This is a genomic window from Deefgea piscis (genome assembly GCF_019665785.1).
GTDB lineage: Bacteria > Pseudomonadota > Gammaproteobacteria > Burkholderiales > Chitinibacteraceae > Deefgea.
The window spans coordinates 2046857-2073525 of record NZ_CP081149.1 but is presented as its reverse complement, the minus strand read 5'-3'; the positions used below and the strand labels follow the sequence as shown (position 1 = coordinate 2073525).

23 protein-coding genes are annotated in these 26669 nt (G+C 46.5%); 9 read left to right on the top strand and 14 right to left on the bottom strand.

Annotated features, from left to right (window positions below):
* Positions 1-6: 6 nt before the first annotated feature.
* The 3 genes from msrA (at position 7) to dapD (ending at position 2755) form a co-directional block, all read left to right on the top strand.
* Positions 7-531: a peptide-methionine (S)-S-oxide reductase MsrA gene (gene msrA, locus K4H25_RS09650; RefSeq protein WP_221020315.1), complete on the top strand. Its 525-nt coding sequence runs from the start codon at positions 7-9 to the stop codon at positions 529-531.
* 87 nt (positions 532-618) lie between these two features.
* A complete protein-coding gene (gene dapC, locus K4H25_RS09645; RefSeq protein WP_221020314.1) occupies positions 619-1812 on the top strand; it encodes a succinyldiaminopimelate transaminase in 1194 nt (397 codons plus the stop codon).
* Positions 1813-1933: 121 nt separating this feature from the next.
* Positions 1934-2755 (top strand): 2,3,4,5-tetrahydropyridine-2,6-dicarboxylate N-succinyltransferase, encoded by an 822-nt coding sequence (gene dapD, locus K4H25_RS09640; protein ID WP_221020313.1) that lies wholly within the window; start codon positions 1934-1936, stop codon positions 2753-2755.
* Between the two features lie 125 nt (positions 2756-2880).
* Here the strand turns inward: dapD and rpoS are convergent, their stop codons facing one another.
* From rpoS to K4H25_RS09600, 8 genes are all read right to left on the bottom strand, one after another.
* Positions 2881-3840 (bottom strand): RNA polymerase sigma factor RpoS, encoded by a 960-nt coding sequence (rpoS, locus tag K4H25_RS09635; protein ID WP_173534153.1) that lies wholly within the window; start codon positions 3838-3840, stop codon positions 2881-2883.
* Positions 3841-3847: 7 nt separating this feature from the next.
* On the bottom strand, positions 3848-4822 hold the full coding sequence (locus K4H25_RS09630) for a peptidoglycan DD-metalloendopeptidase family protein (RefSeq protein WP_221020312.1): 975 nt from the start codon (positions 4820-4822) through the stop codon (positions 3848-3850).
* Between the two features lie 39 nt (positions 4823-4861).
* A complete protein-coding gene (locus K4H25_RS09625) occupies positions 4862-5527 on the bottom strand; it encodes a protein-L-isoaspartate(D-aspartate) O-methyltransferase (RefSeq protein ID WP_255587493.1) in 666 nt (221 codons plus the stop codon).
* The gene (gene surE / locus K4H25_RS09620; protein ID WP_221020311.1) at positions 5512-6255 is read right to left on the bottom strand and encodes a 5'/3'-nucleotidase SurE; all 744 of its coding nucleotides are present in this window, start codon (positions 6253-6255) and stop codon (positions 5512-5514) included. Before surE ends, K4H25_RS09625 begins: the two co-directional genes overlap by 16 nt.
* A 63-nt stretch (positions 6256-6318) precedes the next feature.
* Entirely contained in the window at positions 6319-7197 is an 879-nt protein-coding gene (locus K4H25_RS09615) for a DMT family transporter (protein ID WP_255587492.1), read from the bottom strand.
* A 115-nt stretch (positions 7198-7312) separates the two neighbouring features.
* On the bottom strand, positions 7313-8452 hold the full coding sequence (locus tag K4H25_RS09610; protein ID WP_221020310.1) for an aromatic ring-hydroxylating oxygenase subunit alpha: 1140 nt from the start codon (positions 8450-8452) through the stop codon (positions 7313-7315).
* A 228-nt stretch (positions 8453-8680) separates the two neighbouring features.
* Complete coding sequence (gene acnB, locus K4H25_RS09605; RefSeq protein ID WP_221020309.1) at positions 8681-11266, bottom strand: bifunctional aconitate hydratase 2/2-methylisocitrate dehydratase; 2586 nt, start codon at positions 11264-11266, stop codon at positions 8681-8683.
* A gap of 500 nt (positions 11267-11766) precedes the next feature.
* The gene (locus K4H25_RS09600; protein WP_221020308.1) at positions 11767-13251 is read right to left on the bottom strand and encodes a DNA recombination protein RmuC; all 1485 of its coding nucleotides are present in this window, start codon (positions 13249-13251) and stop codon (positions 11767-11769) included.
* 71 nt (positions 13252-13322) lie between these two features.
* On the opposite strand from K4H25_RS09600, the gene flgA reads away from it, so the two are divergent.
* From flgA to K4H25_RS09570, 6 genes are all read left to right on the top strand, one after another.
* Complete coding sequence (flgA, locus tag K4H25_RS09595; protein ID WP_221020307.1) at positions 13323-14018, top strand: flagellar basal body P-ring formation chaperone FlgA; 696 nt, start codon at positions 13323-13325, stop codon at positions 14016-14018.
* An 87-nt stretch (positions 14019-14105) separates the two neighbouring features.
* Positions 14106-15023, top strand: coding sequence for a bifunctional riboflavin kinase/FAD synthetase (locus tag K4H25_RS09590; protein WP_221020306.1), 918 nt, complete (start codon positions 14106-14108; stop codon positions 15021-15023).
* Positions 15024-15047: 24 nt separating this feature from the next.
* The gene (ileS, locus tag K4H25_RS09585) at positions 15048-17927 is read left to right on the top strand and encodes an isoleucine--tRNA ligase (protein WP_221020305.1); all 2880 of its coding nucleotides are present in this window, start codon (positions 15048-15050) and stop codon (positions 17925-17927) included.
* The gene (gene lspA, locus K4H25_RS09580; RefSeq protein ID WP_221020304.1) at positions 17920-18402 is read left to right on the top strand and encodes a signal peptidase II; all 483 of its coding nucleotides are present in this window, start codon (positions 17920-17922) and stop codon (positions 18400-18402) included. Before ileS ends, lspA begins: the two co-directional genes overlap by 8 nt.
* On the top strand, positions 18399-19328 hold the full coding sequence (ispH, locus tag K4H25_RS09575) for a 4-hydroxy-3-methylbut-2-enyl diphosphate reductase (protein WP_221020303.1): 930 nt from the start codon (positions 18399-18401) through the stop codon (positions 19326-19328). Before lspA ends, ispH begins: the two co-directional genes overlap by 4 nt.
* 121 nt (positions 19329-19449) lie before the next feature.
* Positions 19450-21219 carry a GGDEF domain-containing protein gene (locus tag K4H25_RS09570; RefSeq protein ID WP_221020302.1) on the top strand — a complete coding sequence of 590 codons (1770 nt, stop codon included), beginning with the start codon at positions 19450-19452 and terminating at the stop codon, positions 21217-21219.
* A 60-nt stretch (positions 21220-21279) separates the two neighbouring features.
* Here the strand turns inward: K4H25_RS09570 and rfaE1 are convergent, their stop codons facing one another.
* The 6 genes from rfaE1 to rpsA all read right to left on the bottom strand — a co-directional run bounded on the left by rfaE1 (position 21280) and on the right by rpsA (position 26567).
* Positions 21280-22209 carry a D-glycero-beta-D-manno-heptose-7-phosphate kinase gene (gene rfaE1, locus K4H25_RS09565; protein ID WP_221020301.1) on the bottom strand — a complete coding sequence of 310 codons (930 nt, stop codon included), beginning with the start codon at positions 22207-22209 and terminating at the stop codon, positions 21280-21282.
* Between the two features lie 3 nt (positions 22210-22212).
* The gene (gene pyrF / locus K4H25_RS09560; protein WP_221020300.1) at positions 22213-22905 is read right to left on the bottom strand and encodes an orotidine-5'-phosphate decarboxylase; all 693 of its coding nucleotides are present in this window, start codon (positions 22903-22905) and stop codon (positions 22213-22215) included.
* Between the two features lie 51 nt (positions 22906-22956).
* Positions 22957-24129, bottom strand: a complete 1173-nt coding sequence (gene lapB, locus K4H25_RS09555; RefSeq protein ID WP_221020299.1) for a lipopolysaccharide assembly protein LapB — start codon at positions 24127-24129, stop codon at positions 22957-22959.
* A gap of 18 nt (positions 24130-24147) precedes the next feature.
* On the bottom strand, positions 24148-24453 hold the full coding sequence (locus tag K4H25_RS09550) for a LapA family protein (RefSeq protein ID WP_221020298.1): 306 nt from the start codon (positions 24451-24453) through the stop codon (positions 24148-24150).
* A gap of 123 nt (positions 24454-24576) precedes the next feature.
* Positions 24577-24861, bottom strand: coding sequence for an integration host factor subunit beta (locus K4H25_RS09545; protein ID WP_173534136.1), 285 nt, complete (start codon positions 24859-24861; stop codon positions 24577-24579).
* A gap of 14 nt (positions 24862-24875) precedes the next feature.
* The gene (gene rpsA / locus K4H25_RS09540; protein WP_254456631.1) at positions 24876-26567 is read right to left on the bottom strand and encodes a 30S ribosomal protein S1; all 1692 of its coding nucleotides are present in this window, start codon (positions 26565-26567) and stop codon (positions 24876-24878) included.
* Between the last annotated feature and the right edge of the window lie 102 nt (positions 26568-26669).

Genomic DNA, 26669 nt, shown 5'->3' with positions numbered 1-26669 from the left:
AGTGCCATGCGTGAGACGATTACTTTGGCAGGCGGTTGCTTCTGGTGTGTAGAGGCGGTGTTTCAGCGTGTGCGTGGTGTTGAATCGGTGACTTCCGGTTATATGGGTGGGTATATCGATCAACCCACGTACGAACAAGTCTGCCAGGGCAATACCGGCCATGCCGAGGTGGTCCAAATTGGGTTCGACAGTGCAGTAGTTAGTGCGTCTGACTTGCTTGATATTTTCTTTGCAATTCATAATCCACGCACCCTCAATCGCCAAGGGCATGATGTGGGAACGCAGTATCGCTCGGCTATTTTTGCTAGTAGCCACGAGCAACTGATCATAGCGAAAGACAAAATCATTGCGTTAAACAAGCTGGGTGACGCCCCTATTGTTACCGAGCTTGCAATGGCTGCCGATTTTTGGCCAGCAGAAGTCATTCACCATAATTACTATCGCTCAAATCCAAATCAGCCTTATTGCATGGCAGTTGTTGAACCTAAGCTTCAGAAATTTATGCTCTATTTTGCAGAAAAAGTACGCTAAGCCTTGCTTTTGCTGTATCTAGCGTGGCGCAGGGCGCGCGCAAGAGGTTATAATTGCCGTCTTCCCTAACAGCCAAAGAGCCGCGCAATGTCGCCGCGACTAAATTTACTTCAGCCCTACCCTTTCCAAAAGCTGCGTCAGCTTTTTGCTATGCTGACGCCGAACAAAGATTTAAAGCCGATTAATTTGTCGATTGGCGAGCCCAAGCATGCTGCTCCCGAGCTCATTAAAGCCGCATTGCTTAATAATTTATCTGGGCTATCTAGTTATCCTGCCACTTTGGGCTCGGACGACTTGCGCGCCAGTATTAGTGAATGGCTGGCTCGTCGTTACAATATCCCAGCTCTTGATATAAGCACTGAAATTTTGCCAGTAAATGGCAGTCGCGAAGCGCTCTTTGCTTTCGTTCAGGCGGTTGTTGATCCAACAAAGGATCGTCCCGTAGTGCTGTCGCCCAATCCGTTTTATCAAATTTATGAAGGCGCGGCATTGTTGGCTGGGGCTGAGCCATGGTTTGTCAATTGCACCGCCTCGCAGCGTTTTCAGCCTGATTGGGATAGTGTGCCAGAAGCCGTTTGGGAGCGCGTGCAATTGGTTTTTGCCTGCTCACCCGGCAACCCCACTGGTGCCGTGGCATCATTAGATGATTGGCGTCGTTTGTTTGCCCTGTCTGATCAATACGGCTTTGTGATTGCATCTGATGAATGCTATTCGGAAATCTATTTTGGCGACAGTAAGCCCTTAGGTGGGCTTGAGGCGGCTCGTTTGCTGGGCCGCGATTATACTCGGCTGGTGGTTTTTTCTTCACTATCAAAGCGATCGAATGTGCCGGGGATGCGCTCAGGCTTTGTGGCCGGCGACGCGCAGGTTTTGGCGCAATTTTTGCTGTATCGTACCTACCACGGTTGCGCTATGAGCCCGATGGTCATGGCGGCTAGCGCTGCGGCGTGGCGTGATGAAACGCATGTGATCGAAAACCGTAAACTCTATGCCGAAAAATTTGCTGCTGTAACGCCTATTTTGCAAGAAGTGCTCGATGTTTCGCTGCCTGATGCGGCCTTTTATCTTTGGGCTAAAGTGCCGATGGATGATGAGCAATTTACGCGTGAGTTGTTTGAGCAGCAACACGTGACCGTTTTACCGGGCTCTTATTTGGCGCGTGAAGCGCACGGCGTGAATCCCGGACTTGGCTATGTTCGCATTGCATTGGTCGCCCCACTTGACGAATGTGTTGCGGCCGCTGAGCGTATTGTGAATTACTGCAAAGCATCAAAAAAATAAACATCGCTAATGCTTGTGCCCTGGTTTTGGGGCTGATATTCAAATAAGCCATTAAGGTTGGTTTGAATATCGATGTGACTATTGAATTTCTATTGATCTGCCAACCCGAGGACTAATTAAGATGAATCATTTGCAAGCCATTATTGAAACAGCATTCGAAAACCGTGCTGACATTACGCCAAGCAACGTCTCGGCCGATTTACGCGTGGCGGTGAATGAAGTAATTGCCGCTTTGGATCAAGGCCAATTGCGCGTGGCAGAAAAAATTGACGGCAACTGGCTGACTCATCAATGGATTAAAAAGGCGGTTTTGCTGTCATTTCGCATCAACGACAATGTGGTGTTAGATGGCGGTTGCACGCAGTTTTTTGATAAAGTGCCAAGCAAATTTGCCGATTACACTGAAGAAGATTTTCGCGCTGGTGGATTTCGTGTAGTACCTAATGCCATTGCTCGCAAAGGCGCTTATATTGGCAAAAATGTCGTATTGATGCCGTCTTACGTCAATATCGGTGCTTTTGTTGACGAAGGCACCATGGTGGATACATGGGCAACTGTAGGTTCATGCGCGCAGATTGGTAAAAATGTGCATCTTTCTGGTGGTGTTGGTATTGGTGGTGTGCTCGAGCCATTGCAAGCCGGCCCAACCATTATTGAAGACAATTGCTTTATCGGTGCGCGCTCAGAAGTGGTTGAAGGCGTTATCGTTGAAGAAGGTTCGGTGATTTCAATGGGTGTTTATATTGGACAATCTACGCGCATTTATGATCGTGAAACCGGCGAAGTGAGCTATGGCCGTATCCCTGCTGGATCCGTGGTTGTTTCTGGCAACTTGCCGTCTGCCGATGGCAAATACAGCTTGTATTGTGCAGTGATCGTTAAAAAAGTAGATGCTAAAACGCGCTCAAAAGTAGGTATTAACGAGTTGTTGCGCGGAATTTAAGTTCGCTTACTGTGGCTTAACATCAAACCCCGAGTTAGCTTTGCTACTCGGGGTTTTTGTTATGTCATTAGGTGCGGGATAAGGGGTTTGTAGCGCCCAGCTAAGGGTGGCTTTAAAATGATGAATTAGAGGACAACGTCACGAGCTACGCCATAGCGACGCAAAATTCTGCGCAATTGATCTAGCGCTTCGATTTGGATTTGTCGTACTCGCTCTCGCGTTAAGTTAAGGTTGGCCGCTAAGTCTTCTAAAGTACAGATTTCGTAACCGTTTAAGCCGTAGCGCCGCTCGATCACCATGCGCTGCTTGTCATTTAGCTGCTTGAGCCACTCTTTAACATAGCGTTCGACTTCGGCATTTTGCAGAATGGCTTCTGGTCCATCATGCTGCTCATCAGGAATCGACTCGCCAATCGACAGCATTGGATCGATATCGAGTGGCGCATCCAATGAAGCGACGCGTTCATTTAGACTCATTACTCGGCGGACTTCTTCTACATCTTTGCCAACTAAATGCGCAATGTCTTCAATCGCAGGCTCATGTCCCAAGCTGGCTTCTAAATGTCGCTGCGCACGTAAATAAACATTCAACTCTTTAATAACATGCACCGGTAGTCGAATCGTGCGCGATTGATTCATGATCGAGCGCTCAATACTTTGGCGAATCCACCATGTGGCGTAGGTCGAAAAACGAAATCCACGCTCTGGATCGAATTTTTCTAAGGCATGCATTAAGCCAATATTGCCCTCTTCGATCAAATCGAGCAAAGTCATGCCGCGATTGATGTAGTGCTTAGCGATGTTCACTACCAGGCGTAGGTTGTGCTCAATCATTTTCTGTCGTGCAGAAAAATCGCCCTGCACCACGCGTCGGGATAGTGCGCGCTCTTCATCAGGAGTGAGTAATTTACTTTGCCCGATCTCATTGAGATAGATTTGCGTTACATCGCCGGTGCTCTCAGCGGTATAACGGTCCGTTTCTTCTTTGGCTTCGGTATCGACTTCAGCATCATCCGAATCTGCCTCAATGAGTTCATCATCTTCGTCAGCAAGATCTTCTTCTAAAATATCGATTTGATCGCTCATACAGCCTCTAATTCAACTTGATGTAGTTGCTCGGATCGACCGGCTTGCCAAACTTGCGTAATTCGAAGTGCAGCTTGACCTGATCGCTATCGCTATTCCCCATTTCGGCGATTTTTTCGCCTTTTTTTACTAAGTCATTTTCTTTAACGAGTAGTTTGCTGTTGTGCGCATACGCGGATAAAAAGCCATCACTATGTTGAATGATGAGCATTTTTCCATACCCTTTCAATCCGGACCCTGCGTAAACAACCTTACCACTGCTTGACGCAACTATAGATTGCCCCATTTGTCCTTTGATATCAATGCCTTTACTTTCAGGGGAGAAAGTAGAGCTCACCTTGCCTGCTGTTGGTGGCGCCCAGGTCCCTGTAGTGGTGTTACTGTCTGCCGAATTTAAGTCCACTGTAGCGCCTGATTTCTCTAGGTTTGCAGTCTTGGCGGCCGATGCAGCTGCGCTGGCTGGTTTGCTAATCGTTGCTTTGTTCGGGCTTGAAATATTTTGTTGTTTTGCAACAACAGCTTGCCCTTCGGCGCGCATCGCAATGCTACTTGCTGTTTGGTTTGAATACGGCTCTTTAATTGCTCGAGGATACTGCTGCTTGCTGGCTGGCTTGATTGGCGCATCGCTGCTTGCTTCATCTGAGAGTAAGGGCCTTATCTCCACGCCCGACGAGGCAATGGTCGAGTTGGCAGGTCCAAGACGTAAAACTTGGCCAATTTTTAGGCCATTTACATCTTCAATTTGATTCCAGGCGACTAAATCTTTGTAAGCAACGCCATTTTCAAGCGCAATACGATAAAGGCCATCGCCAGCTTTAACCGTGTAGGTGTTGATCGCGGCTTGGCTAGTAGGTGCCGCTGATACAGGCGCCGCAACCGGTGAATTGCTGCGATCAACAATCGGTGCTGGGGTGTTAGGCGTACTGGAGCAGGCGCATAAGACGAGGGTTGAACAAATGGCGCTGTAACGAATAGCACTCACGCGCGTTCTCCTTTTATTTGAGTAAAGTCGGATGATGAATTACGAAATGCCCGGTAGCAATGGGACAAATTTTACTTTTTCCAGCCGGGTTTCAGTAAAACCTTCATCTAGTCGCTCAATCATTCTTAATTCTTGATCAACATCGCCAACTGGAAAGACCAAACGACCGCCAATATTGAGTTGGTCCATAAGGTGCTCTGGCACAATGGGCGCTGCAGCAGTAATAATAATGGCGTCAAATGGTGCAAGTTCGGGTAGGCCTTTGCTGCCATCGGCATGACGCAATCGAGCATTATGCACACCCAGAGAATTAAGTCGATCGCGGGTATTACGCACTAAGCCAGCGATCCGCTCAATGGTATGCACTGTTTTGAAAATCTTAGCCAGAATTGCCGTTTGATAACCGCAACCCGTACCGATTTCCAAAACTTTATTGTGTTTGGGTACGGCATAGAGCAGCTCTGACATTCTAGCGACGATATAGGGCTGGGAAATGGTTTGCGCAAAGCCAATCGGCAATGAGAAATCATCGTAGGCCTTATGCGCAAGAGCTTCATCGACAAAGGCGTGCCTCGGGATTTGTCCCATGATGGTGAGGATGCTTTCGTTAGAAATGCCCTGTGCACGCAGCCGCTCTATCATTCTGGTACGGGTGCGAACAGAGGTCATGCCACTACCTTGTTGCAGCATTATGAGTTTACCCATTCAGTCATAAAATCAATTTGTTGATGCGCTGTTAAATCAATAGAAAGCGGTGTGATCGATACGTAACCATTCGCAATGGCATCAAAATCAGTGCCACTACTGGCGTCGGCGACTTTGCCAATAGGGCCCACCCACCAGATCGGCTCACCGCGCGGATTTTCATCACGAATAACGGGGGCTGACTTGTGACGGCGCCCTAGTCGAGTGATTTTTGTGCCTGATAATGATTCATATGCGATATCGGGCACGTTCACGTTGAGTAGTACTGCGCCACGAAATGGATTTTGAATAAACCGCTGCACTAAATCATTCGCCACTTGCGCTGCAGTTTCAAAATGCACTGGATTGTGCGACGCCAATGAAATTGCAATTGCAGGAATACCTAGTAAAAAACCTTCCGTTGCGGCGGCAACCGTACCGGAATAAATCGTGTCGTCGCCCATATTCGGGCCGTGATTAATTCCGGCTACGACCATGTCAGGCAAGTTAGGCATTAAGCCGGTTGCGGCCAAGTGCACGCAGTCGGTCGGCGTACCATTGACGTAAAAAAACCCAGATGCAGACTGATTGACAGAAAGTGGTCGATCCAGCGTAAGTGAGTTGCTTGAGCCACTTCGATCACGCTCAGGGGCACAAACAAAAGTATCACCTAGCCCACCTAAGGACATCGCTAAAGCGGCTAAGCCAGGTGAAAAATAACCATCATCATTGCTGATTAAAAAACGCATATTTGACGCCCTTTTGCTGGGGATTTTAATTGCTTATCATGGTACGAAAAAATATCGACTTTACTATGAAGGTCGGCTTGATCTGGCGCCGATTCCCGCCAGTACAATCATCAGCATGGCGACGAAAGCCAGTGAAGTTGGCGCACTCCCCCAGACTATCCAGCTCAATAAGGTAGAAAACAATACAGTCAAATACGCCAAGCTGACAATAACCAGAGAACGACCTTTGCGGTAGGCTCGCGTCATGGCCAGCTGCGCTACTGTTGCACAGCTCCCCATGCCAAAAACAACTAATACATCATACAAACTCGGCCGAAGTAAAGGCTCGGCTTGAAGTAGCATAAATAAACCAGCGCCCAGTGTTGAAATCAATGAAAAGTAAAATACAGTTCGCCATTCCGGCTCACCATGTTTACCTAACTCGCTGACATTCATATAGGCCACACTCGCCAACAGGCCGGATAACAAACCCATTAAACCGCCTAACCACTGCTCGGCAGCAAACGTGGGCTGCAATAAGGTAACGACACCTAAAAATCCTAATGCAATACTGCCCAATAATTGCCATTGAGGCCATTTCTTTTGTCGAACGATGGTAATTAATACAAAAAATAGCGGAGAAGTGTAATTGAGTGTCACTGCCATAGGTAGCGTGAGCTGACTAATCGCATAAAAATACAGCATCAGCGCGATAAACCCAGCGATGCTGCGTGAAAAATGCAATTTGAAGATCGGATAGCTGACTTTTAGCGTTTTACCCTGAGGCAGAATCATTAACGCGATAAAAACCAATCCCGCTGCGCAGCGATAAAAGACCAGTTCTGCGGTGCTAAAATGCGTTGACCCTAGTTTAACGAATACCCCCATGGCGGCAAAAGAGAGGCTGGCCATGACCATCCAAAACGATGCTGATTCACGGCAGAATGCAATAATTTGCTTCATTAAATCCTTGGGTATGTCAATGTGAACGATAATTTTAAAGGGCTAGCAAAGTATACATTAGCTTAATGCAAAAAACTGTTGAATAAAAACAAAGGCCGCCGAAGCAGCCTTAGTGTTATTCAGTATCGTGAGTAGGAATGTATTCAGCGAGTTCTCGTCGTAAAAACTGATGAAAATGCCGCATACCATCTTCCATAGGACTTTGATACGGGCCGACTTCATTTCGGCCTTCGGCATACAGAACTTGTCGCCCAGCTTCCATTCGATTAATGATTTCTACATCTTCGACCGCAGTTTCTGCGTAAGCTGCCTGCTCAGCCGCAATAAATTCAGGCTCAAAATACGCGATGTCTTCGGGATAATAAAATTCGACCACATTTTTGTAACTGCGTGGCCCAGTAGGGATAATGGTCGAAATCACCAGTGTATGCGGATACCATTCGACCGTAATATTGGGGTAATAAGTCAGCCAAATTGCACCATATTTTGGTGTTTTGTCTTCAGAATACCGTTTTACTTGGCGATGCCAATCTTGGTAAACCTTAGAGCCTGGTCGTGCCAAATCATGATGTACGCCAACGGTTTGCACTGAATACCAGTCGCCAAACTCCCATTTGAGCTGATTGCAATCAACAAAACGCCCCAATCCGGGGTGAAACGGCACAACGTGATAGTCTTCGAGATAGACCTCGATGAAAGTTTTCCAATTACCTTGGTATTCATCGATCATCACGTTATGAAAAACATACTTTGAAAAATCTAAATCTTCACGCACACCCAAGTTCTTTAGGTCGCGTTCAATGTCCCGACCAGACTCAAACAACATACCATTCCAAGATTGCAGCTCTGTTTCAGGCAAATGCAAGCATGGTTTTTCAGCAAAGTGCGGTGCGCCTAATAGTTTGCCGTGCTGATCATAAGTCCAGCGATGCAAAGGGCAAACTGTGTGCGCAGCATTGCCTCGGCCTTCAAGCATTGTGGCTTGGCGATGGCGGCAAATATTGGAAAACAGCTTGACGCCCTCATCGGTACGTTTTAAATAACGCGCGCCCTGACTCGACTCAAGAACATGGTAATCCCCTGCTGCTGGCACCATGAGTTCATGGCCAATGTAGCGTGGGCCTTGATTGAAAAGCTGTTTGATTTCTTGCTGATAGAGTGCTTCATCAAAATAGGCCGCCACTGGTAGTGGTGTCGTTAAATCAAGTGCTGAGCTTGATTCTTGTGGCGTGGTTACTGTAGCCAGATTGGACATGTCCAATACCCCCTGGGCTAGAAGGTCTTGCCACTTTGTTCGCCAATATTACCGACGCCCGATGGGTGGGCAAGCCATCAAATGAGAAAAATCAAACCCATGAGTTTGATGCGAAAAAAGGCGCTAATTTTGCCCGATATTCATGTGCCAGGCAAGAAAAAGCAGTGTGCAATGAAGTGCTTAGCAAAAAAAAGACCCGCAATGCGGGTCTTTTGAGTTGTTAGCAAATTAAACCTTAACTTGATCTGCTTCGGCTTGATACGACTCGATTTGATTGAAGTTGAGGTATTTATAAACTTCAGCTGATTTTGGCGCCAAAATAGCCACGTCCGCCATGTATTCAGCCACGGTTGGAATACGGCCCAAGCGAGATGCAATCGCCGCCAATTCAGCAGAAGATAAAAACACATTGGTGTTTTTGCCTAAGCGATTTGGGAAGTTACGCGTTGAGGTTGAAACCACCGTTGCGCCTTCGCGAACCTGCGCTTGATTGCCCATGCATAATGAGCAGCCTGGCATTTCAGTGCGCGCACCGGCAGCGCCAAACGTGCCGTAGTAGCCTTCTTCAGTCAGTTGCTCCGCATCCATTTTGGTTGGGGGTGCAATCCACAATTTGGTTGGCAAATCGCGCTTACCTTCAAGCAATTTACCCGCCGCGCGGAAGTGGCCAATATTGGTCATGCAAGAGCCGATAAACACTTCATCAATCTTGGTGCCGGCCACTTCAGACAAAATTTTCACATCGTCTGGATCATTTGGGCAGGCCAAGATTGGCTCTTTCACATCCGCTAAATCAATCTCGATTACAGCAGCATATTCAGCATCTGCATCCGGTTCGATCAAACTTGGATTGGCCAACCAGTTTTCCATGCTTGCCACACGGCGCGCAAGAGTTTTAGCGTCGCCATAACCGTTAGCGATCATCGATTTAAGTAAAACGATGTTCGATTTAAGGTATTCAGCAATTGGCTCTTCATTCAGGCGAACCGAGCAACCGGCAGCCGAACGCTCTGCTGACGCGTCAGTCAATTCAAATGCTTGCTCAACCTTAAGATTTGGCAAGCCTTCGATCTCAAGAATGCGACCCGAGAAAATGTTTTTCTTGCCCGCTTTCGCTACGGTCAACAAACCCGCTTTGATGGCATACAAAGGAATGGCATTCACCAGATCACGCAAGGTGATGCCGGGTTGCAATTCGCCTTTAAAGCGCACCAATACCGATTCCGGCATATCCAGCGGCATAACACCGGTTGCTGCTGCAAATGCGACCAAGCCTGAGCCCGCTGGGAATGAAATGCCGATTGGGAAGCGTGTATGTGAATCGCCACCAGTACCAACGGTATCTGGCAATAACATACGGTTAAGCCAAGAGTGAATTACACCATCACCTGGGCGTAGAGAAACGCCGCCACGATTGCGAATAAATTCTGGCAAAGTGTGGTGCGTTTTAACGTCAACTGGTTTTGGATAAGCCGCAGTGTGGCAGAACGATTGCATCACCAAATCAGCTGAGAAACCCAAGCATGCCAAGTCTTTTAGCTCGTCACGCGTCATTGGTCCGGTGGTATCTTGCGAGCCAACCGAAGTCATTTTTGGTTCGCAATAAGTGCCTGGGCGAACGCCCTTGCCTTCTGGTAAACCACAGGCGCGACCAACCATTTTTTGCGCTTGCGTAAAGCCTTTGTTTGATACTGCTGGATCTTGCGGTAGACGGAAGATTGTTGACGCAGGCAAGCCCAATGCTTCACGCGCTTTTGATGTTAAGCCACGACCAATAATCAAGTTAATGCGGCCGCCGGCGCGAACTTCATCGAGTAATACATCGGTTTTTAGCGCGAAAGTGGTGATGACTTGACCGTCTTTTTCGACTTTGCCTTCAAATGGGTAAATTGTGATTACGTCGCCCATATTCAAATTCGTTACATCAAATTCGATTGGCAGTGCACCTGCATCTTCCATGGTATTGAAGAAAATCGGGGCAATTTTACCGCCGATGCAATAACCGCCAAAACGTTTGTTTGGAACGAATGGAATGTCTTCACCCGTCCACCACAATACCGAGTTTGTGGCTGATTTGCGGCTTGAACCCGTGCCGACAACATCCCCAACGTAAGCAATTGGGTGACCTTTTTGTTGCAGCTCAACGATTTGTTTCATTGGACCAACAGCGCCTGGCACATCTGGATTGATGCCTTCGCGTGGGTTTTTTAGCATCGCCAATGCGTGCAATGGGATATCTGGGCGCGACCAAGCATCTGGTGCTGGCGACAAATCATCGGTATTGGTTTCGCCGGTAACTTTAAATACAGTCAACGTCACTTTGGCCGGCACTTCTGGGCGGCTAGTAAACCATTCTGCATCCGCCCATGATTGCAACACAGATTTAGCATTGGCATTGCCAGCGTCGGCTAGCTCTTTAACATCATGGAAGTAATCGAACATCAGCAAGGTGTTTTTTAAACCCGCTGCAGCGATTTCACCCACTTCGGCATCGCCTAATAAGTCGATCTGCGGCTTAATATTAAAGCCACCTAGCATGGTGCCGAGTAATTCAGTAGCCTTGGCGCGAGAGATTAAAGCACAGCTTTCGCTGCCTTGTGCCACGGCGGCTAAAAATGCTGCTTTTACTTTTGCAGCATCATCCACGCCAGCTGGAACGCGGTGCGTAATTAAATCAAGCAAAAAGGCTTCTTCGCCTGCTGGTGGGTTTTGCAGCAAAGCAATTAAATCGACGGTTTGCTGAACAGACAGTGGCAATGGAGCAATGCCTTGCGCGGCACGCTCAGCAACATGTTGACGGTAGGCTACTAGCACGGCGATACCTTTTTTTGAATTTTAAGGGGAGTAAAACTTGATCAAAAACAAATCCAGCTCATTTTACCTGTAGTGCCGCACGCTGTGAACTGATCAGTAGCCGAATTTTGCCGACTACATTTACAGCTAGTCATTGATTAGCTGATCGTTGCTTGTCAAAAAATGAAAAATTTGAGTAACACTCTGAGTGGAATCAAATAGATAGCGTGTGAGTTTAATGCAATGTTTGGCGTGACAATACCGCTGGATATACGGGGTATACAAAGCCAAACTTTGTATATTAAGCGCCACACGCATATACCTAGCAAATAGACTTTTGTGGATTAACCGCAATCACCTAAACGGCGATCAGTCAAAAAAACGCGTATTTTTATTTTTACTGACCGCCGTTACTCAAGCCTCGGGATATTCCCCAATAAATCGATTTCTTGCGAAGAAAGAAACACTTGAAGCGCAATTTTATCCGTTTTAAGCCAATGATGCGCCATCAGCGCCTTATTTCACTCGGTTTCAACGGCAACTAGCACTGGCGCCGACTCTCCTTCAAGTCGAACTTGCTCAATATTGACAAACTGGCGGGAAATTTTTTCACTGGTAATACTCACTTCCAGCGCGTCTTCATGGGCTTGACGAATATGTGTGGCTAGGTTTTTCATTCGTTTATCAAAGCGCCCAAATTCTTGTCCCAACTTGCCAAGCGCCTCTTTGATAATATGTACTTGCTTACGTGTTTCGACGTCTTTAATCACCGCGCGCGCCGTATTTAGCACTGCCATTAGGGTAGTTGGCGACACAATCCACACGCGGCGTTGCATTGCATATTCGACCAATTCGGGGTGATAAGCGTGAATTTCAGCAAACACGGCCTCTGCCGGAATAAACATTACCGCGCCGTCGGCGGTGACATTCGGAATGATGTATTTATTGGCAATGTCATCCACATGTTTTTTAACGTCAGCTTTAAAAAATCGGGTTGCGGTTAACTTGTCCATATCACCACCAAACATCCGATGATAGTTTTCTAATGGAAATTTCGAATCCACTGCAATGGTGCCGGTCGGCTCTGGCAGTTTAAGTAGGCAATCGACTCGAGCGCCGCCCGGTAGCGTGGCTTGCAGTTCGTACGTTTGCGCTGGCAGCACATTACTGACCAAATGATCCAGTTGCACCTCCCCAAAAGCACCGCGTGAACGTTTGTCACCCAGTAGCTCTTGTAAACTGACCACATTGGTGGTCAAACCGTCGATTTTCTTTTGTGCTTCATCAATTGTGGCGAGGCGCGCCATCACATTGGCAAAAGTTTCATTGGTCTTTTTAAAGCCTTCATCAAGGCGCTCGGTGACCTTGCCAGAAATCTCAGCCAAACGTAAATCTGTCGCTTTGGTCAGCTCACCTACGCTGGCAGTTAGTGTTTGGCTCGACTGCAACAGAGCCGCCTGTAGCTGTTCCATTTCGCGTTTGGATTGTTCAGCCAGCATGGTGGAGAGTTTGAGTAGCATGTCTTCGCGTAAAGCGTCTTGCTTGCCTTGTAGTGCGGCTGAAATATCACTAAGTTGCTTGAGCATTTGTTCGCGAGATTCGCCAAGGCTGGCGACCAAGGTCAGTCGCAACGTCGATAGCGCTTCGCTTTGCACTGTTTGCATGCGCACTATGGTTTCGCGGCTTTCTTTCATTTCATGATTGACACCATGACGCAAACGCTCAAATGATTCACTCATGCTGTCACGTAAGCGCTCGCTAGTCCGATTGACGGTTTCATTGAGTAAGCTGCCATGTTGAATCAGCCCCTGTTGCATTGATTCGGTTTGCTTACTCATGCCCTGATGCAAATCATTGAGCATCTCACGATGCTTATTCTCAAAATCTTGCGTTAAGGTGTCGAGCACCTCACGCTGCGCGCTTGCTAATTGATGTAAGCGACTCACCACCAAGATGCCCGCCAATAAAACCACCAGGGTTGTTACGCCAAACAGCAGTTCTAGCATAATGTGATGCTTCCCAATCCAAGAAAACGACGATTGTAGGCTAAGGCATCCGATGCGACTATAATTTGCGAATGCGAAAAATATTAATCTCGAGCTTTGCTCTGCTTTCAAGTTTGCTAACGCCGCTATTTGCGGCGCCGACGACGCAAGATTTGAAAGTCATTACTCATGAAGTCAATCAATGGCTCAATGCTGAATTAGCCAATAGCCCAGGCACTGCGTCATTTGAAGTGCGTCCAGTGGATACCCGCCTCAAATTAGCAGCATGCGAACGCCGTGAGATTAGTCTGCCTGCGGGCTATCGTTTGCTGGGTAATACCATGTTGCGGGTTAAATGTGTTGATGGCGCTAACTGGAGCTTTAATTTACCGACCAAAATTAGTATTGCCGTCAGCTATGCAGTCGCTGCTCGGCCTTTGGCGGCCAATCAAATTTTGGATGTTGGTGACATTGCCATGCAACAAGGTGATCTTGGTGTGTTACCGGGGTCGGTATTTTTAGATCCGACCCCCATCTTAGGGCGAACACTCAATAGCCCCGTTTCGGCTGGGCAAGCATTGCGGCAAGAGCAATTGCGCGCTTCTATGGCGATTTTGCAAAATCAAAAAGTAAAAATCATTTATCGACAAGACGGCATTGAGATCACCAACGAGGGTATTGCCATGAGTGCGGCAGCCGAAGGGCAGCCGGTACGAGTACGTATCGACAAAAACAAAATCATTAGTGGCACGGCGCAGCAAGGCGCGATCGTGATGGTTAATCAGTAAGCTAAAGGTTATTCTGACAATTTTCACGCTAGGCGTTAGAATCTTAGGTTTTATGATTTGCCGCCCAGCGCGGCCACGATACGCTCAATGCATGTATTACGCGGCACTCCGCACACTCCACTTCCTCGTTCTGCACTCACGATTGGCAATTTTGATGGCCTGCATTGTGGACATAGTGCCATGCTGGCGCGGCTGAAAGCCGAAGCGAAAGCACGTCATCTGGTGAGTGTCGTCATGACGTTTGAGCCGCATCCGCGTGAGCTATTTACGCCTGATTCGGCTCCGGCTCGTTTAACAAGTTTGCGCGAAAAAATCGAGTTATTACGCGAGGCGGGTATTGATTACCTGATTGTGCAGCATTTTAATCGTGCCTTTGCCAGTATTGACGCCCTTACCTTCCGTGACCATATCGTTGCTCGGCAACTGAATGCGCAATTGGTGTTAGTGGGGGATGATTTTCAATTCGGTGCTAAGCGCAGTGGTGACTTTAATTTACTCGCGGCCTCGAGCGACTTTGAAACCTATAGCTTACCGACGCTCAAGCAAGATGGTGAACGCGTTTCATCAACCGCGGTGCGTTTGGCGCTACAATCTGGACAAATGGCGCATGCGGCCAAGTTGCTTGATCGACCGTATTCAATTGCGGGCCGAGTGGTGGGCGGCGATCGTTTAGGCCGAGAATTTGGCTTTCCTACGGCCAATATCCAGCTCAAGCACAATAAACCACCGTTATTTGGTATTTTTATCGTTGAAGTTTTAGGCTTAGATCGCACCTATCAAGGGGTGGCTAGTCTTGGTTTTCGGCCCACGATTCACGGTGGCGATATCAAGCCCAAATTAGAAGTGCATTTATTTGATTTTAATCGCGATATTTATCGCCAGCATTTACGTGTTAACTTTCTTGCCAAGTTACGCGATGAAGAAAAATACCCTGATTTTGATACGCTGATCGCCCAGATTCAAAAAGATTGCGATCATGCCCGCGCTTGGTTCGCCGCGCGTTAACCCATTGAGTACAAAGAGACGACTATGAGCAATAAACCTGCTAACAAATATCCAGTCAATTTATTGGATACGCCGTTTCCAATGCGTGGCGATTTAGCTAAACGCGAGCCCGGATTTTTAAAGCAATGGCAAGATGCCAAGATCTACCAGCAATTGCGTTTAGCAGCCAAAGAACAAAATCGTCCAAAATTTATTTTGCATGATGGCCCTCCTTACGCCAATGGGGATATTCATATTGGCCATGCAATGAATAAAGTTTTAAAAGACATTATTTTAAAATCGAAATCACTCAGCGGTTTTGATACGCCTTACGTTCCCGGCTGGGATTGTCACGGCATGCCAATTGAGCACCAAATTGAAAAATTGGTAAAGTCAGATAAAGACGCCATTAAAGCCAATCCAGCAATTCACGCACAAATTGTGGCGTATCGTAAAGCCAATCAATTGGATGAAAAAGAAATCCATTTGCCAAGTTCTTTCATTCGCGAATTGTGCCGTGAATACGCGGCAATTCAAATTGAACGACAAAAAGTTGATTTTATTCGTTTGGGCGTACTTGCTGATTGGGAAAACCCATATCTGACGATGAATTTCAAAACTGAAGCCGACATCGTGCGTACGATGGGCAAAATTCATCACAATGGTTATTTGGTCAAAGGTCAAAAACCGGTGCATTGGTGTGTCGACTGCGGCTCGGCTTTGGCTGAAGCTGAAGTGGAATATGAAGACAAAGTATCCGCAGCGATTGATGTGGCCTTCCAAGTGGTCGATATGGCCGCTTTGTCTGCCGCCTTTGGTGGCGTTAATGTGGGCGAACAAACTGCTAGCGCAGTGATTTGGACCACTACGCCTTGGACTTTGCCTGCCAATCAAGCGGTTTCGGTGCACCCAGAATTCACTTACGATTTGATCGCAACTGAAAAAGGCTTGCTCATCTTAGTGCGTGAGTTGGCTGAAGCGGCCTTAAAACGTTATGACATTGATGCCAATGAAGTGATTGCGCAAGCCAAAGGTGAAGCGCTCAATGGTTTGTTATTACAACATCCATTCCTAGCCCGCCAAGTGCCGATCATCTGCGGTGAGCATGTGACGGCGGATGCGGGTACTGGCTTAGTGCACACTGCGCCAGCGCATGGTCTAGAAGACTACCAAGTCGGTCTTAAATATAAATTAGCGGTTGATAATCCGGTGGCTAACGATGGTCGTTACATCTCAACGGCAGAATTTTTTGCCGGTGAAACCGTTTGGAAAGCCAACCCTAAAGTCGTTGCCTTGCTGGAAGATCGCAGCGCACTGCTGGCCAACAAAAAACTAGAGCATAGCTACCCACATTGCTGGCGCCACAAAACACCGCTGATTTTCCGTGCGACAACGCAATGGTTTATTGGCATGGATAAAAAAGTCGGCGCTGAAACCTTACGCGACAAAGCCAATCGTGCGGTCGATGCCACTGAGTTCTTCCCTGCTTGGGGTCGAGCACGCCTTGAGGCGATGATTAAAAACAGCCCTGATTGGTGTGTGTCACGGCAACGCACGTGGGGCGTACCGATGACGTTCTTTATTCATAAAGAAACGGCCGAGTTGCATCCACGCTCGACTGAGTTGCTTGAGGAAGTCGCTAAGCGCATTGAAAAAGAAGGTATTGAAGCTTGGTTTAAGCTCGATGCGATCGAATTGCTGGGTGATGAAGCTGCGCATTATGAAAAACTAAAAGACACCATCGATGTTTGGTTTGACTCGGGTTCAACGCACTTTGCCGTCATTGCGCAACGTGAAGAACTCAACCATGGCGACGCAAGTCGCCCTGCTGCCGATTTGTATTTGGAAGGTTCAGATCAGCACCGTGGTTGGTTCCAATCGTCGTTAAAAACCGCTTGCGCAACAGTGGGCCATGCACCGTACAAGCAATTGTTAACGCATGGTTTTGTGGTCGATGGCAAAGGCATGAAAATGTCAAAATCCAAAGGCAATGTGGTTGCGCCGCAGCAAGTGATTAATCAAATGGGCGCCGATATGTTGCGCCTGTGGACGGCGAGTACCGATTATTCGGGCGAGGTGTCGATTTCAGATGAAATCTTAAAACGTACCACCGACTCATATCGTCGTGTTCGCAATACCTTGCGCTTCTTGTTGGCTAATTTATCTGACTTTACACCCGAAGATAAACTGCCAGTGAATGAACTACTGACATTAGATCGTTATGCTTTGGTTGAATTGGCCAAATTCCAGCACAACCTGACCGCATTTTATGACAAGTATGAGTTTCATTTGGGCGTACAAGAAATTCATCGCTATTGCGCCGATGAATTGGGTGCTTTCTATCTCGATATTATTAAAGATCGCCTGTATACGATGGCAGCTGGCTCACATGGCCGCCGCTCAGCACAAACCACCCTATGGTATATCACACAAGCGTTGGTGCGTTTGCTCTCACCGATCTTGTCTTTTACCGCCCATGAAGCATGGGATGTCCTGAAAAATGAAGGCAATGTTTTTGTGGGTGAATGGTTAACTCTGCCTGAAATTCATGATGCTGACACCTTGCAAGCGGCTTTTGCTTTGATTCGTGAAGTGCGTGCGAATGCGCAAAAAGACATCGAACTGCAGCGCGCTGAAGGCGTTCTTGGTTCAAGCTTACAAGCGGAAGTAACCATTCATGCGCAAGGCGAAGTATTTCAAGCGCTTGAGTCTTTGGGCGATGAACTGAAATTCATCATGATTACCTCGCAAGCGCACATCCAGCCCGGCACGCTGGCGATTGAAGTGGCTGCGGCAACAGCAGAAAAGTGTGAACGCTGCTGGCACTACCACCCAAGTGTAGGCTCGATTGCAGCACATCCAACGCTGTGTACTCGTTGCGATTGCAATTTGCATGGTGCCGGAGAGACTCGTCAATATGCCTAAGCGTTTTGTGCAATTTATATTGCTGGCTTTGGTGGTTTTATTCTTAGATCAAATCACCAAACATGCTGCCGAGGCTGCGTTTCAATATGCTGAGATATTAACCGTTATTCCTGGTTTTTTTGATTTAACGTTGAGGTATAACCCCGGTGCAGCCTTCTCATTTTTAGCTGACGCAGGGGGATGGCAGCGCTACTTTTTTACCGGCTTAGCACTCATTGTTTCGGTGGTTTTGGTTTTTTTAATCAAAAAACATCACGCCGAAACGCGATATGCGTTGGCCTTGTCATTGATTTTGGGCGGCGCCTTAGGCAATGCCATTGACCGTATGGTGTTTGGTCATGTGATTGATTTTTTGCTGTTTCATTGGAAAAATCAATGGTATTACCCCGCGTTTAATCTTGCCGATTCAGCCATCTGTGTCGGTGCGGTGCTAATGGTGATTGATAGTTTTAAAAAACCCGAGAAAACCACATGAGTATGAATATCATTTTGGCGCAGCCACGTGGATTTTGCGCTGGCGTTGATCGCGCGATTGCCATTGTTGAAAAAGCCTTAGAGAAATATGGCGCACCGATTTATGTGCGCCATGAGGTGGTGCACAATAAATTTGTGATTGAAGATCTAAAAGCCAAAGGCGCGATTTTTATTGAAGATTTATGCGATGTGCCGAGTGGCAATACGCTGATTTTTTCTGCGCACGGCGTTTCGCAAGCGGTGCGCGCTGAAGCGGCTGAGCGCGGTTTAAATATTTATGATGCAACCTGCCCTTTAGTGACCAAAGTCCATTTGGAAGTGAAACGTTTGCGCGAACAAGGTTTTGAAATCGTAATGATTGGCCATAAAGGCCACCCCGAAGTTGAAGGGACAATGGGCCAAGCGCAATCGGGCATGTATTTAGTCGAAGAACCTAGCGATGTAGCTCATTTGCAAGTGAACGATGCCAGCAAATTGGCTTATGTCACTCAAACGACATTGTCAGTTGATGATGCCCAAGTAGTTATTGAAGCATTACGAGCGCGTTTTGCAGATATCGTTGGTCCTAAAAAAGACGATATTTGTTACGCGACACAAAACCGCCAAGATGCAGTGAAACAACTGGCGCGTGATGTTGATATTTTAATTGTGGTTGGCTCGCCGAATAGCTCAAACTCAAATCGCCTGCGTGAAGTAGGCGCTAGCTTGGGGATTGATGCCTACATGGTTGATAATGAAACTGAACTCAATGCAGCCTGGTTTGAGCAAAAAATGAAAGTCGGCATTACCGCTGGCGCTTCTGCTCCAGACGTTTTAGTGCAACAAGTCATCGCTAAAATTAAAAGTTTTGGTGCAGATTCAGTCGTTGCAATGGACGGTATTGAGGAAAATGTTATTTTCTCTTTGCCAAAAGGTTTGCTGTCATAGGCTGGTTTTGGTACTTAAAATGCAAAACGCCGCGATTTTCGTGGCGTTTTGTTATTTAAATTGCGGAGCATCACTTTGGCTCAACTATAATGCGCTTACCTTTCGTGGCTAGAATCGACAAATGACCAAGCTCACCAATCCCACAGAAATCGCGCGTGAAACGCTGAAACAACTGGCTGTCCGGCGTATTTTGCCTTCGCCAGATCATTATGAAGCGATTTATCATGAAATAGCACAAACTCCAGACGATGCCCGCCTACACCCAGGGTTTAAAGAATTGGTGGCTGCGTTTGAGGCCTTACCGATTCAATCTCCTGCATTAAGTCGGCAGATCAGCCAAATTCGTACTTCGATTAGCACCGAAAAATGGGGTGAGCTGCCAGAACAAATATTTCGCATTATTAATAGCCAAAGTGGCCAAACCGAACTGACCAAAACTTGGTCTGATTTGATTCGTGAATTGATCCTGCAGTGGGATTTACGCAATCCAAGCTATCCGCCAAGTCGAAAAAAAGATGCGCTTGAAAAAGTGTTGCTCAATTTTAAGCAAGACAGCAATGTTCTCAATGAAAAACTCAGTGGCTTAGTGAATTCTTGGGCGGAAACTGGCGTTGCTGGTTTGGGCTCAGTGATCGAGCCAACTGCCAATGCAGAAAATACCGCAAACAGCAGCACTGATAATGTAGATATCCGTTGGCAAGAGTGGCGTGATGCATTTACGCAGGCCTTAGAGTTCGGGCTATCAGCACGTTTATTACATAACCCCGATTTACAAGCTGAAACCAATGCCATTGCTCAAGAAGCAAAAAGTGTAGATAACTCAGCATCCATGGAGAAGTGGCTGCCTCGTTTAAGAAAATTTTGGCTCAAGTTGGAGTTAGAAAACGATAATGAGCAGCGTTTATGCGACGGTCTAATGGGTTTACTTAGACTGCTAACTGACAATATTGCCTCAATTGTCATTGATGATGATTGGGTGCGAGGGCAAATTGCAGTTGTGCAGCACATCATGGCTCAGCCACTCGATATGCGAGTAATTTATGATGCGGAGATGGGGCTTAAAGAAGTTTTGTTTAAACAAAGTCAGGTGAAGCACAGTTTAGTCGAAGCACAAACCGTACTCAAAACCATGTTGACTTCATTTATTGATCGACTCGGCGTGATGTCAGAAAGCACGGATAAATATCACGACAAAATCAATCAATATGCGGAAAAAATCGACTCGGCGAATGATTTAACTAGTATCCGCCATGTCATGGAAGATTTGCTGCTGGACACACGAAGCATGCAATTGGATGTGCAGCGCTCTAGAGATGATTTATTTAATGCTCGAAAACAAGCCGACGAAGCCCACAGTCGCGTGATTGAATTGGAGCAAGAACTCAGCTCGCTGAGCGATAAAGTAAGGTCTGATCAGCTCACTGGCGCTTTAAATCGTCGTGGCTTAGAAGAAGCTTTTGAAGTTGAGGCGGCAAGAGCGGTACGCAATTCATCATCTCTGGCGATCGCACTGTTAGATATCGACAATTTCAAAAAGCTCAATGATTTACAAGGTCATGCCGTTGGTGATAAAGCACTGGTGCATTTAGTACAAGTCGTAAAAGATTTAGTGCGTCCGACCGATAGCGTCGCTCGTTATGGTGGTGAAGAATTTATTGTGCTGATGCCTGATACGGATTTAGAGGCTGGGGTGCAAGTGATGCAAAGAGTGCAGCGTGAGCTAACACGACGCTTTTTTACGCACAATAATGAAAAGGTATTGATTACTTTTAGTGCAGGCGTGGCGCTTTTCCATGCAGAAGATAGTCGTGATGCGGTTATCGAACGCGCCGATCAAGCAATGTATATCGCAAAAAAATCAGGAAAAAATCGAGTGGAGATCATGGACTAAGAAGGTATTGCTTGCAAATGCTTTTAAATTACGGCTTAGCAAGCAATACCCCACATAGAACTACGCAAATAGTTCTGCGTTTGTTGCGACCGCTGTTCCTAATTTAGCAACAACAATCCCTGCTGCGCGATTTGACCAATCCATTGCTTCTGGTAAGTCCAATCCCGCGGCCAGCATCAGTCCCATCGTGGCAATCACAGTGTCGCCAGCGCCCGAAACATCAAAAACTTCTCGTGCTTGGGTTGGCTTATGTACCACTTGCCCTTCTCGAAATAACGTCATTCCCTCTTCGCTGCGCGTAACGAGCAAGGCATCTAAGTTAAATTGGGTTCGCAATTGATTGGCTTTTTCGATCAAGTCGGCTTCATTACTCCACTTTCCAGCGACTTGTTTGAATTCACTACGATTAGGTGTAAGTAATGTTGCGCCACGATACGCTTCGTACTCATCCCCTTTAGGGTCCACTAAAACCGGCTTATTCATCGCGCGTGCGGCCAAAATCATTTGCTGCACATGAACTAAACTGCCTTTACCGTAATCCGATAAAATGACCACATCGCAATCAAGTAAAGAGGCTTTAAAATCATCTAGTTTGGCGGCCAAAATTTCATGGCTCGGGCTATTTTCAAAGTCGATACGAAGTAATTGCTGTTGTCTGGCCAATACACGCAATTTAACCGTGGTCGAGATTTCAGCGTCCCGATGCAATACAGTTTCAACCCCTTGTGCAATAAGTAAGCGCTCAAGGCTGGTGCCCGCTTCATCATCCCCAACGACGGATAGTAATTTTGCTTTCCCGCCTAAGGCGACCACATTACGTGCAACATTCGCCGCACCACCCGCTCGCTCATCCGTTTTGGTGATCCGAGCAACAGGTACTGGTGCTTCTGGTGAAATTCGCTCGACATCACCAAACCAGTAGCGATCTAGCATCACATCGCCAACCACAAGCACCTTGGCATTTTTAATTCGTTCAATCAACGTTTGCATAACTTAAACCAACTCTGCGTTAATTTGCTGCAAAGTTAAAATTGGATCAATACTCTGGGTAATTGGGCGTCCAATCACTAAATAATCTGAACCTGCTTGCATTGCAGATTTTGGCGTCATGATCCGTGTTTGGTCATTGCTATCACTGCCTACAGGGCGAATGCCGGGCGTAATAAGCTTAAAGTCTGCACCACAAATTTGCTTGAGTTGATTAGCTTCTTGTGCAGAACAAACCACGCCATCTAAGCCGCATGATTGTGCTAACTTAGCCAGACGTTCAACTTGTACGGCTGGCGCAGGCAAACCCATTTCTGCCAATTCTTCTGTACCCATACTAGTCAACACTGTGACAGCAATGAGAAGTGGTCTTTGTGGCAAAGCCTCTAGTGTATCTCGAGTCGTTTCTAGCATTTTACGACCACCAGATGCATGCACATTGACCATCCACACCCCCAAACTGGCCGCTACTTTACAGGCCTGAGCAACAGTGTGTGGAATGTCGTGAAATTTCAAATCTAAAAATACATCAAACCCACGAGCAACCAACTGTTCAACCAAAGCGGGCCCAGTTGCGGTAAATAATTCTTTACCTACTTTTAATCGGCATAAGCTTGGATTGACGCGATCAGCAAAAGCTAAGGCAGCAGCAGCACTTGAAAAATCGAGAGCGACAATAACACGTGGATCAAAATTCATAATTATTCCTATCAAGCTTTATATCTAATAAGTACCAATGCAATAAATAAACTACACGACTGAACGGCTTTTTCCGCGAACTGGGGCGTATGTTTCCCACTGATTGCAGCCTGGACAATGCCAGAAAAATTGCCGGGTTTTAAAGCCGCATTCACTACAGTAATACATACTGTAACTGCGGGTATTGTCGTGCAGTAGTTTACCAATGACTTCTAGCTCAGACTTTTGATCCGCTGGTGCGACCAATAAATGAGCATCTAATAGTTTTTTTAGCCCAGGCATGCTTGGATGTTCACGCAACCGTTCGCGAACAAAGTCATAAGCAGCATCAATGCCTGCTGTCGCTAGTAATTGTTCATAGATCAGATCAACAACATCTAATTCTGGATATTGCTGAACATAACGAATTAAAAGCGCAATCCCATCTGCAAGTTGATTTTTGCTATGGTAGGCAGCAATAAGATGCCTTGCTGCGAGCGCTAAATAATGAATATCTTGTGCTGGCATTTTAAGCCAATGTTCAATTGCTTCATCTGGCCGCGCTTCTGAAAGCGCAATTTCACCCAGCATCAGGCGTGCGCGCGCACTATGCCGATGCTCTTTTAAAGCAAGATTAAGTTCGTTAATGGCTTTTTCATTCTGATTTCGAATCAGGCTTTCTGATGCCAGCTCACAATAAAATTGGGCAATCTCATGCTGAAAGCTATTGCTTTCATCACGCAGTAGTTCGGCGGTTGCAATGGCTTTTTGCCACTCATGCTCTTGCTGATAAATCGCCAATAACTCTACGCGCGCTAACCGCGCAGAGTCGGTATTGGATAAATCATGCAAAATTTTCTCAGCGCGATCGAATAAACCCGATTTAATAAAATCAATGGCCAAATCTAATTGTGTTTGCTGTCTTTGTGACTCACTTAAGTCGCGACGAGATAGGATTTTTTGATGCATACGAATTGCACGTTCAAGCTCCCCTCTGCGACGAAATAAATGTCCGAGTGTCACTTGGAGTTCAATGGTTTCGGAATGATTCTTTGCAATTTCTATATAGATATCAATTGCTTTATTCATCTCGCCGGCTAATAAATGATTAACCGCTTTGAAGTAAGCTATTGGCAAAGAATGGCTTTCGGCAATAACGTGTTTAATGTCGACGCGAGCGGCTAGCCAACCAGCACCAAAGAAAATAGGTAGGATGGCTAGCCACCAAAATTGGATTTCAATCATGTATAAACGCTTTAAAAATTAAAGGGCATCACGCGGCGGTTCGAATGCGACGGTAGGAGGAGCGGTAGCAATACTATTTATGGGTTGACGCTTTTCTTTACGTAAAGCAACGAGTTCTCGTCGCAAGCGAATAACCTGACCTAGGCTTGCTAAAAGGCCAATCACTGCGCCAGAAACAAAAAATACTAATAGAATCAATGCCAGTGGTGCGTGCCAAGTATAATTAAAGAAAAAATTCAATGTCACTGGATTTGCATTGTGCATTGCAAAGCCAAATAGCATAACAAAGGCTATAAATTTAACTGCCCAAAATAAATATCGCATTATATTAAAACCTCCTGTTTTTGATATTGTAGCTTAATTACACATTATTTTTTTGGTTTAAGTACCCAACAAAAAGGCGACACTCGAAAGTGTCGCCTTTTTTATGCCACAATGAATTAAGAATTACGCATCAATATCAACACGTTCTCGTAATTCTTTGCCCGCTTTAAAGTGCGGAACAAATTTCTCCGGTACGGATACTTTCGTGCCCGACTTTGGATTTCGTCCAGTCCTTGGCGGGCGGTAGTTCAGGTCAAAGCTGCCAAATCCACGAATTTCGATACGTTGGCCTTGCGAAAGGCTGCGTGCCATCGCATCAAGTATCGTTTTTACGGCTAACTCTGCGTCTTTTGCTACCAACTGCGGATAACGAGCAGCAAGTTTCGCAATGAGTTCTGATTTGGTCATTCTAGCTAATACCCTTACTCAGCAGAGCCTGACAATTTAGCTTTTAACAATGCACCGAGGTTAGTCGTGCCTGCATTGTCATCACTAGAAGACAATTTGCTCATTGCTTCGCTTTGTTCAGCTTGATCTTTCGCTTTGATCGACAAGTTGATCGAACGGTTTTTGCGGTCAACATTGATGATGACAGCTTCAACTTCGTCGCCTTCTTTCAGAACAGTGCGGATATCTTCAACACGGTCACGCGAAACTTCAGTCGAACGCAAGTAGCCTTCTACATCATCCGACAAGGCAATTGTTGCGCCTTTAGCGTCGAGTGATTTAACAGTTCCCTTAACGATCGCGCCTTTGTCAGACGTAGAAACGTAGTTGTTAAATGGATCACCTTCCATTTGTTTGATGCCGAGGCTGATGCGCTCTTTTTCAACATCAATAGAAAGAACCATTGCTTCAACTTCGTCGCCTTTCTTGAAGTTGCGAACGGCTTCTTCACCAGCAACGTGCCAAGACAAGTCAGACAAGTGAACCAGACCGTCGATACCGCCAGCCAAGCCAACAAACACACCGAAGTCAGTGATCGATTTGATCGCGCCTTTCAGTTTGTCGCCTTTCTTGAAGTTTTCTGCGAAATCATCCCATGGATTAGCCATGCATTGTTTCATGCCGAGGCTGATGCGACGTTTGTCTTCGTCAATATCCAAGATCATCACTTCAACTTCATCACCTAAAGAAACAACTTTAGATGGGTGAACGTTCTTGTTAGTCCAATCCATTTCAGAAACGTGAACCAGGCCTTCAATGCCTTGTTCGATTTCAACGAATGAACCGTAGTCAGTCAAGTTAGTTACTTTACCGAACATGCGAGTGCCCGATGGGTAACGACGTGACAGACCCACCCATGGATCTTCGCCCAATTGTTTCAAGCCAAGAGATACACGGTTTTTGTCTTGATCGAACTTGAGAACCTTAGCTTCAAGTTCATCACCCACTGCCAATACTTCAGATGGGTGCTTAACACGACGCCATGCCAAGTCAGTAATATGGAGCAAGCCATCAATACCGCCCAGATCAACGAACGCGCCGTAGTCAGTGATATTTTTAACGATACCCTTAACAATCGAACCTTCTTTCAAGGTTTCTAGCAATTTCTGACGTTCTTCACCCAATGAGTCTTCGAGGACTGCACGACGTGAAACAACGACGTTGTTGCGTTTACGATCAAGTTTAATAACTTTAAACTCAACCATTTTACCTTCGTACGGCGTAGTATCTTTAACCGGACGAATGTCAACCAATGAACCTGGCAAGAAAGCGCGCAAGCCGTTGACCATAACAGTCAAACCGCCTTTTACTTTGCCAGAAATAACGCCAGACATGATCTCGCCGCGTTCGAGGCAGTCTTCCAACTCGATCCAAGACGCGAGGCGCTTGGCCTTTTCGCGAGAAAGCTTAGTTTCGCCGTAACCATTTTCAAGGCTGTCGATCGCAACAGGAACAAAATCACCGATCTTAACGTCGATTTCGCCGTTGTCGTTTTTGAACTCTTCCAACGGGATCAGCGATTCAGACTTCAAACCTGCATTCACAGTTACGAAGTTGTTGTCGATACCGACCACTTCAGCAGTAATCACTTCACCCGAACGCATTTCTTGACGGGTTAAGCTTTCCTCAAATAGGGCGGCAAAGCTTTCCATAGTATCAATAGTCATATTTAGTGGAAAATTCCATTAGCTAGTGTGGAATACACCAGCAGGTTAGTTAATCAATCCCGACCCACGAATATGGGGCGAGCATTCAAAATCAGCACATGC

Excerpts from the sequence above, each read along its gene's own strand:
- dapD (WP_221020313.1), top strand. The coding sequence starts at position 1,934 with ATGAATCATTTGCAAGCCATTATTGAAACAGCATTCGAAAACCGTGCT.
- ileS (WP_221020305.1), top strand. The coding sequence starts at position 15,048 with ATGAGCAATAAACCTGCTAACAAATATCCAGTCAATTTATTGGATACG.
- K4H25_RS09550 (WP_221020298.1), bottom strand. The coding sequence starts at position 24,453 with ATGCGATATTTATTTTGGGCAGTTAAATTTATAGCCTTTGTTATGCTA.
- K4H25_RS09545 (WP_173534136.1), bottom strand. The coding sequence starts at position 24,861 with ATGACCAAATCAGAACTCATTGCGAAACTTGCTGCTCGTTATCCGCAG.
- ispH (WP_221020303.1), top strand. The coding sequence starts at position 18,399 with ATGAGTATGAATATCATTTTGGCGCAGCCACGTGGATTTTGCGCTGGC.
- lspA (WP_221020304.1), top strand. The coding sequence starts at position 17,920 with ATGCCTAAGCGTTTTGTGCAATTTATATTGCTGGCTTTGGTGGTTTTA.
- rpsA (WP_254456631.1), bottom strand. The coding sequence starts at position 26,567 with ATGACTATTGATACTATGGAAAGCTTTGCCGCCCTATTTGAGGAAAGC.
- K4H25_RS09625 (WP_255587493.1), bottom strand. The coding sequence starts at position 5,527 with ATGGGTAAACTCATAATGCTGCAACAAGGTAGTGGCATGACCTCTGTT.
- dapC (WP_221020314.1), top strand. The coding sequence starts at position 619 with ATGTCGCCGCGACTAAATTTACTTCAGCCCTACCCTTTCCAAAAGCTG.
- K4H25_RS09600 (WP_221020308.1), bottom strand. The coding sequence starts at position 13,251 with ATGCTAGAACTGCTGTTTGGCGTAACAACCCTGGTGGTTTTATTGGCG.
- surE (WP_221020311.1), bottom strand. The coding sequence starts at position 6,255 with ATGCGTTTTTTAATCAGCAATGATGATGGTTATTTTTCACCTGGCTTA.
- pyrF (WP_221020300.1), bottom strand. The coding sequence starts at position 22,905 with ATGAATTTTGATCCACGTGTTATTGTCGCTCTCGATTTTTCAAGTGCT.
- K4H25_RS09570 (WP_221020302.1), top strand. The coding sequence starts at position 19,450 with ATGACCAAGCTCACCAATCCCACAGAAATCGCGCGTGAAACGCTGAAA.
- rfaE1 (WP_221020301.1), bottom strand. The coding sequence starts at position 22,209 with ATGCAAACGTTGATTGAACGAATTAAAAATGCCAAGGTGCTTGTGGTT.
- K4H25_RS09615 (WP_255587492.1), bottom strand. The coding sequence starts at position 7,197 with ATGAAGCAAATTATTGCATTCTGCCGTGAATCAGCATCGTTTTGGATG.
- rpoS (WP_173534153.1), bottom strand. The coding sequence starts at position 3,840 with ATGAGCGATCAAATCGATATTTTAGAAGAAGATCTTGCTGACGAAGAT.
- lapB (WP_221020299.1), bottom strand. The coding sequence starts at position 24,129 with ATGATTGAAATCCAATTTTGGTGGCTAGCCATCCTACCTATTTTCTTT.
- K4H25_RS09590 (WP_221020306.1), top strand. The coding sequence starts at position 14,106 with ATGCATGTATTACGCGGCACTCCGCACACTCCACTTCCTCGTTCTGCA.
- K4H25_RS09610 (WP_221020310.1), bottom strand. The coding sequence starts at position 8,452 with ATGTCCAATCTGGCTACAGTAACCACGCCACAAGAATCAAGCTCAGCA.
- msrA (WP_221020315.1), top strand. The coding sequence starts at position 7 with ATGCGTGAGACGATTACTTTGGCAGGCGGTTGCTTCTGGTGTGTAGAG.
- flgA (WP_221020307.1), top strand. The coding sequence starts at position 13,323 with ATGCGAAAAATATTAATCTCGAGCTTTGCTCTGCTTTCAAGTTTGCTA.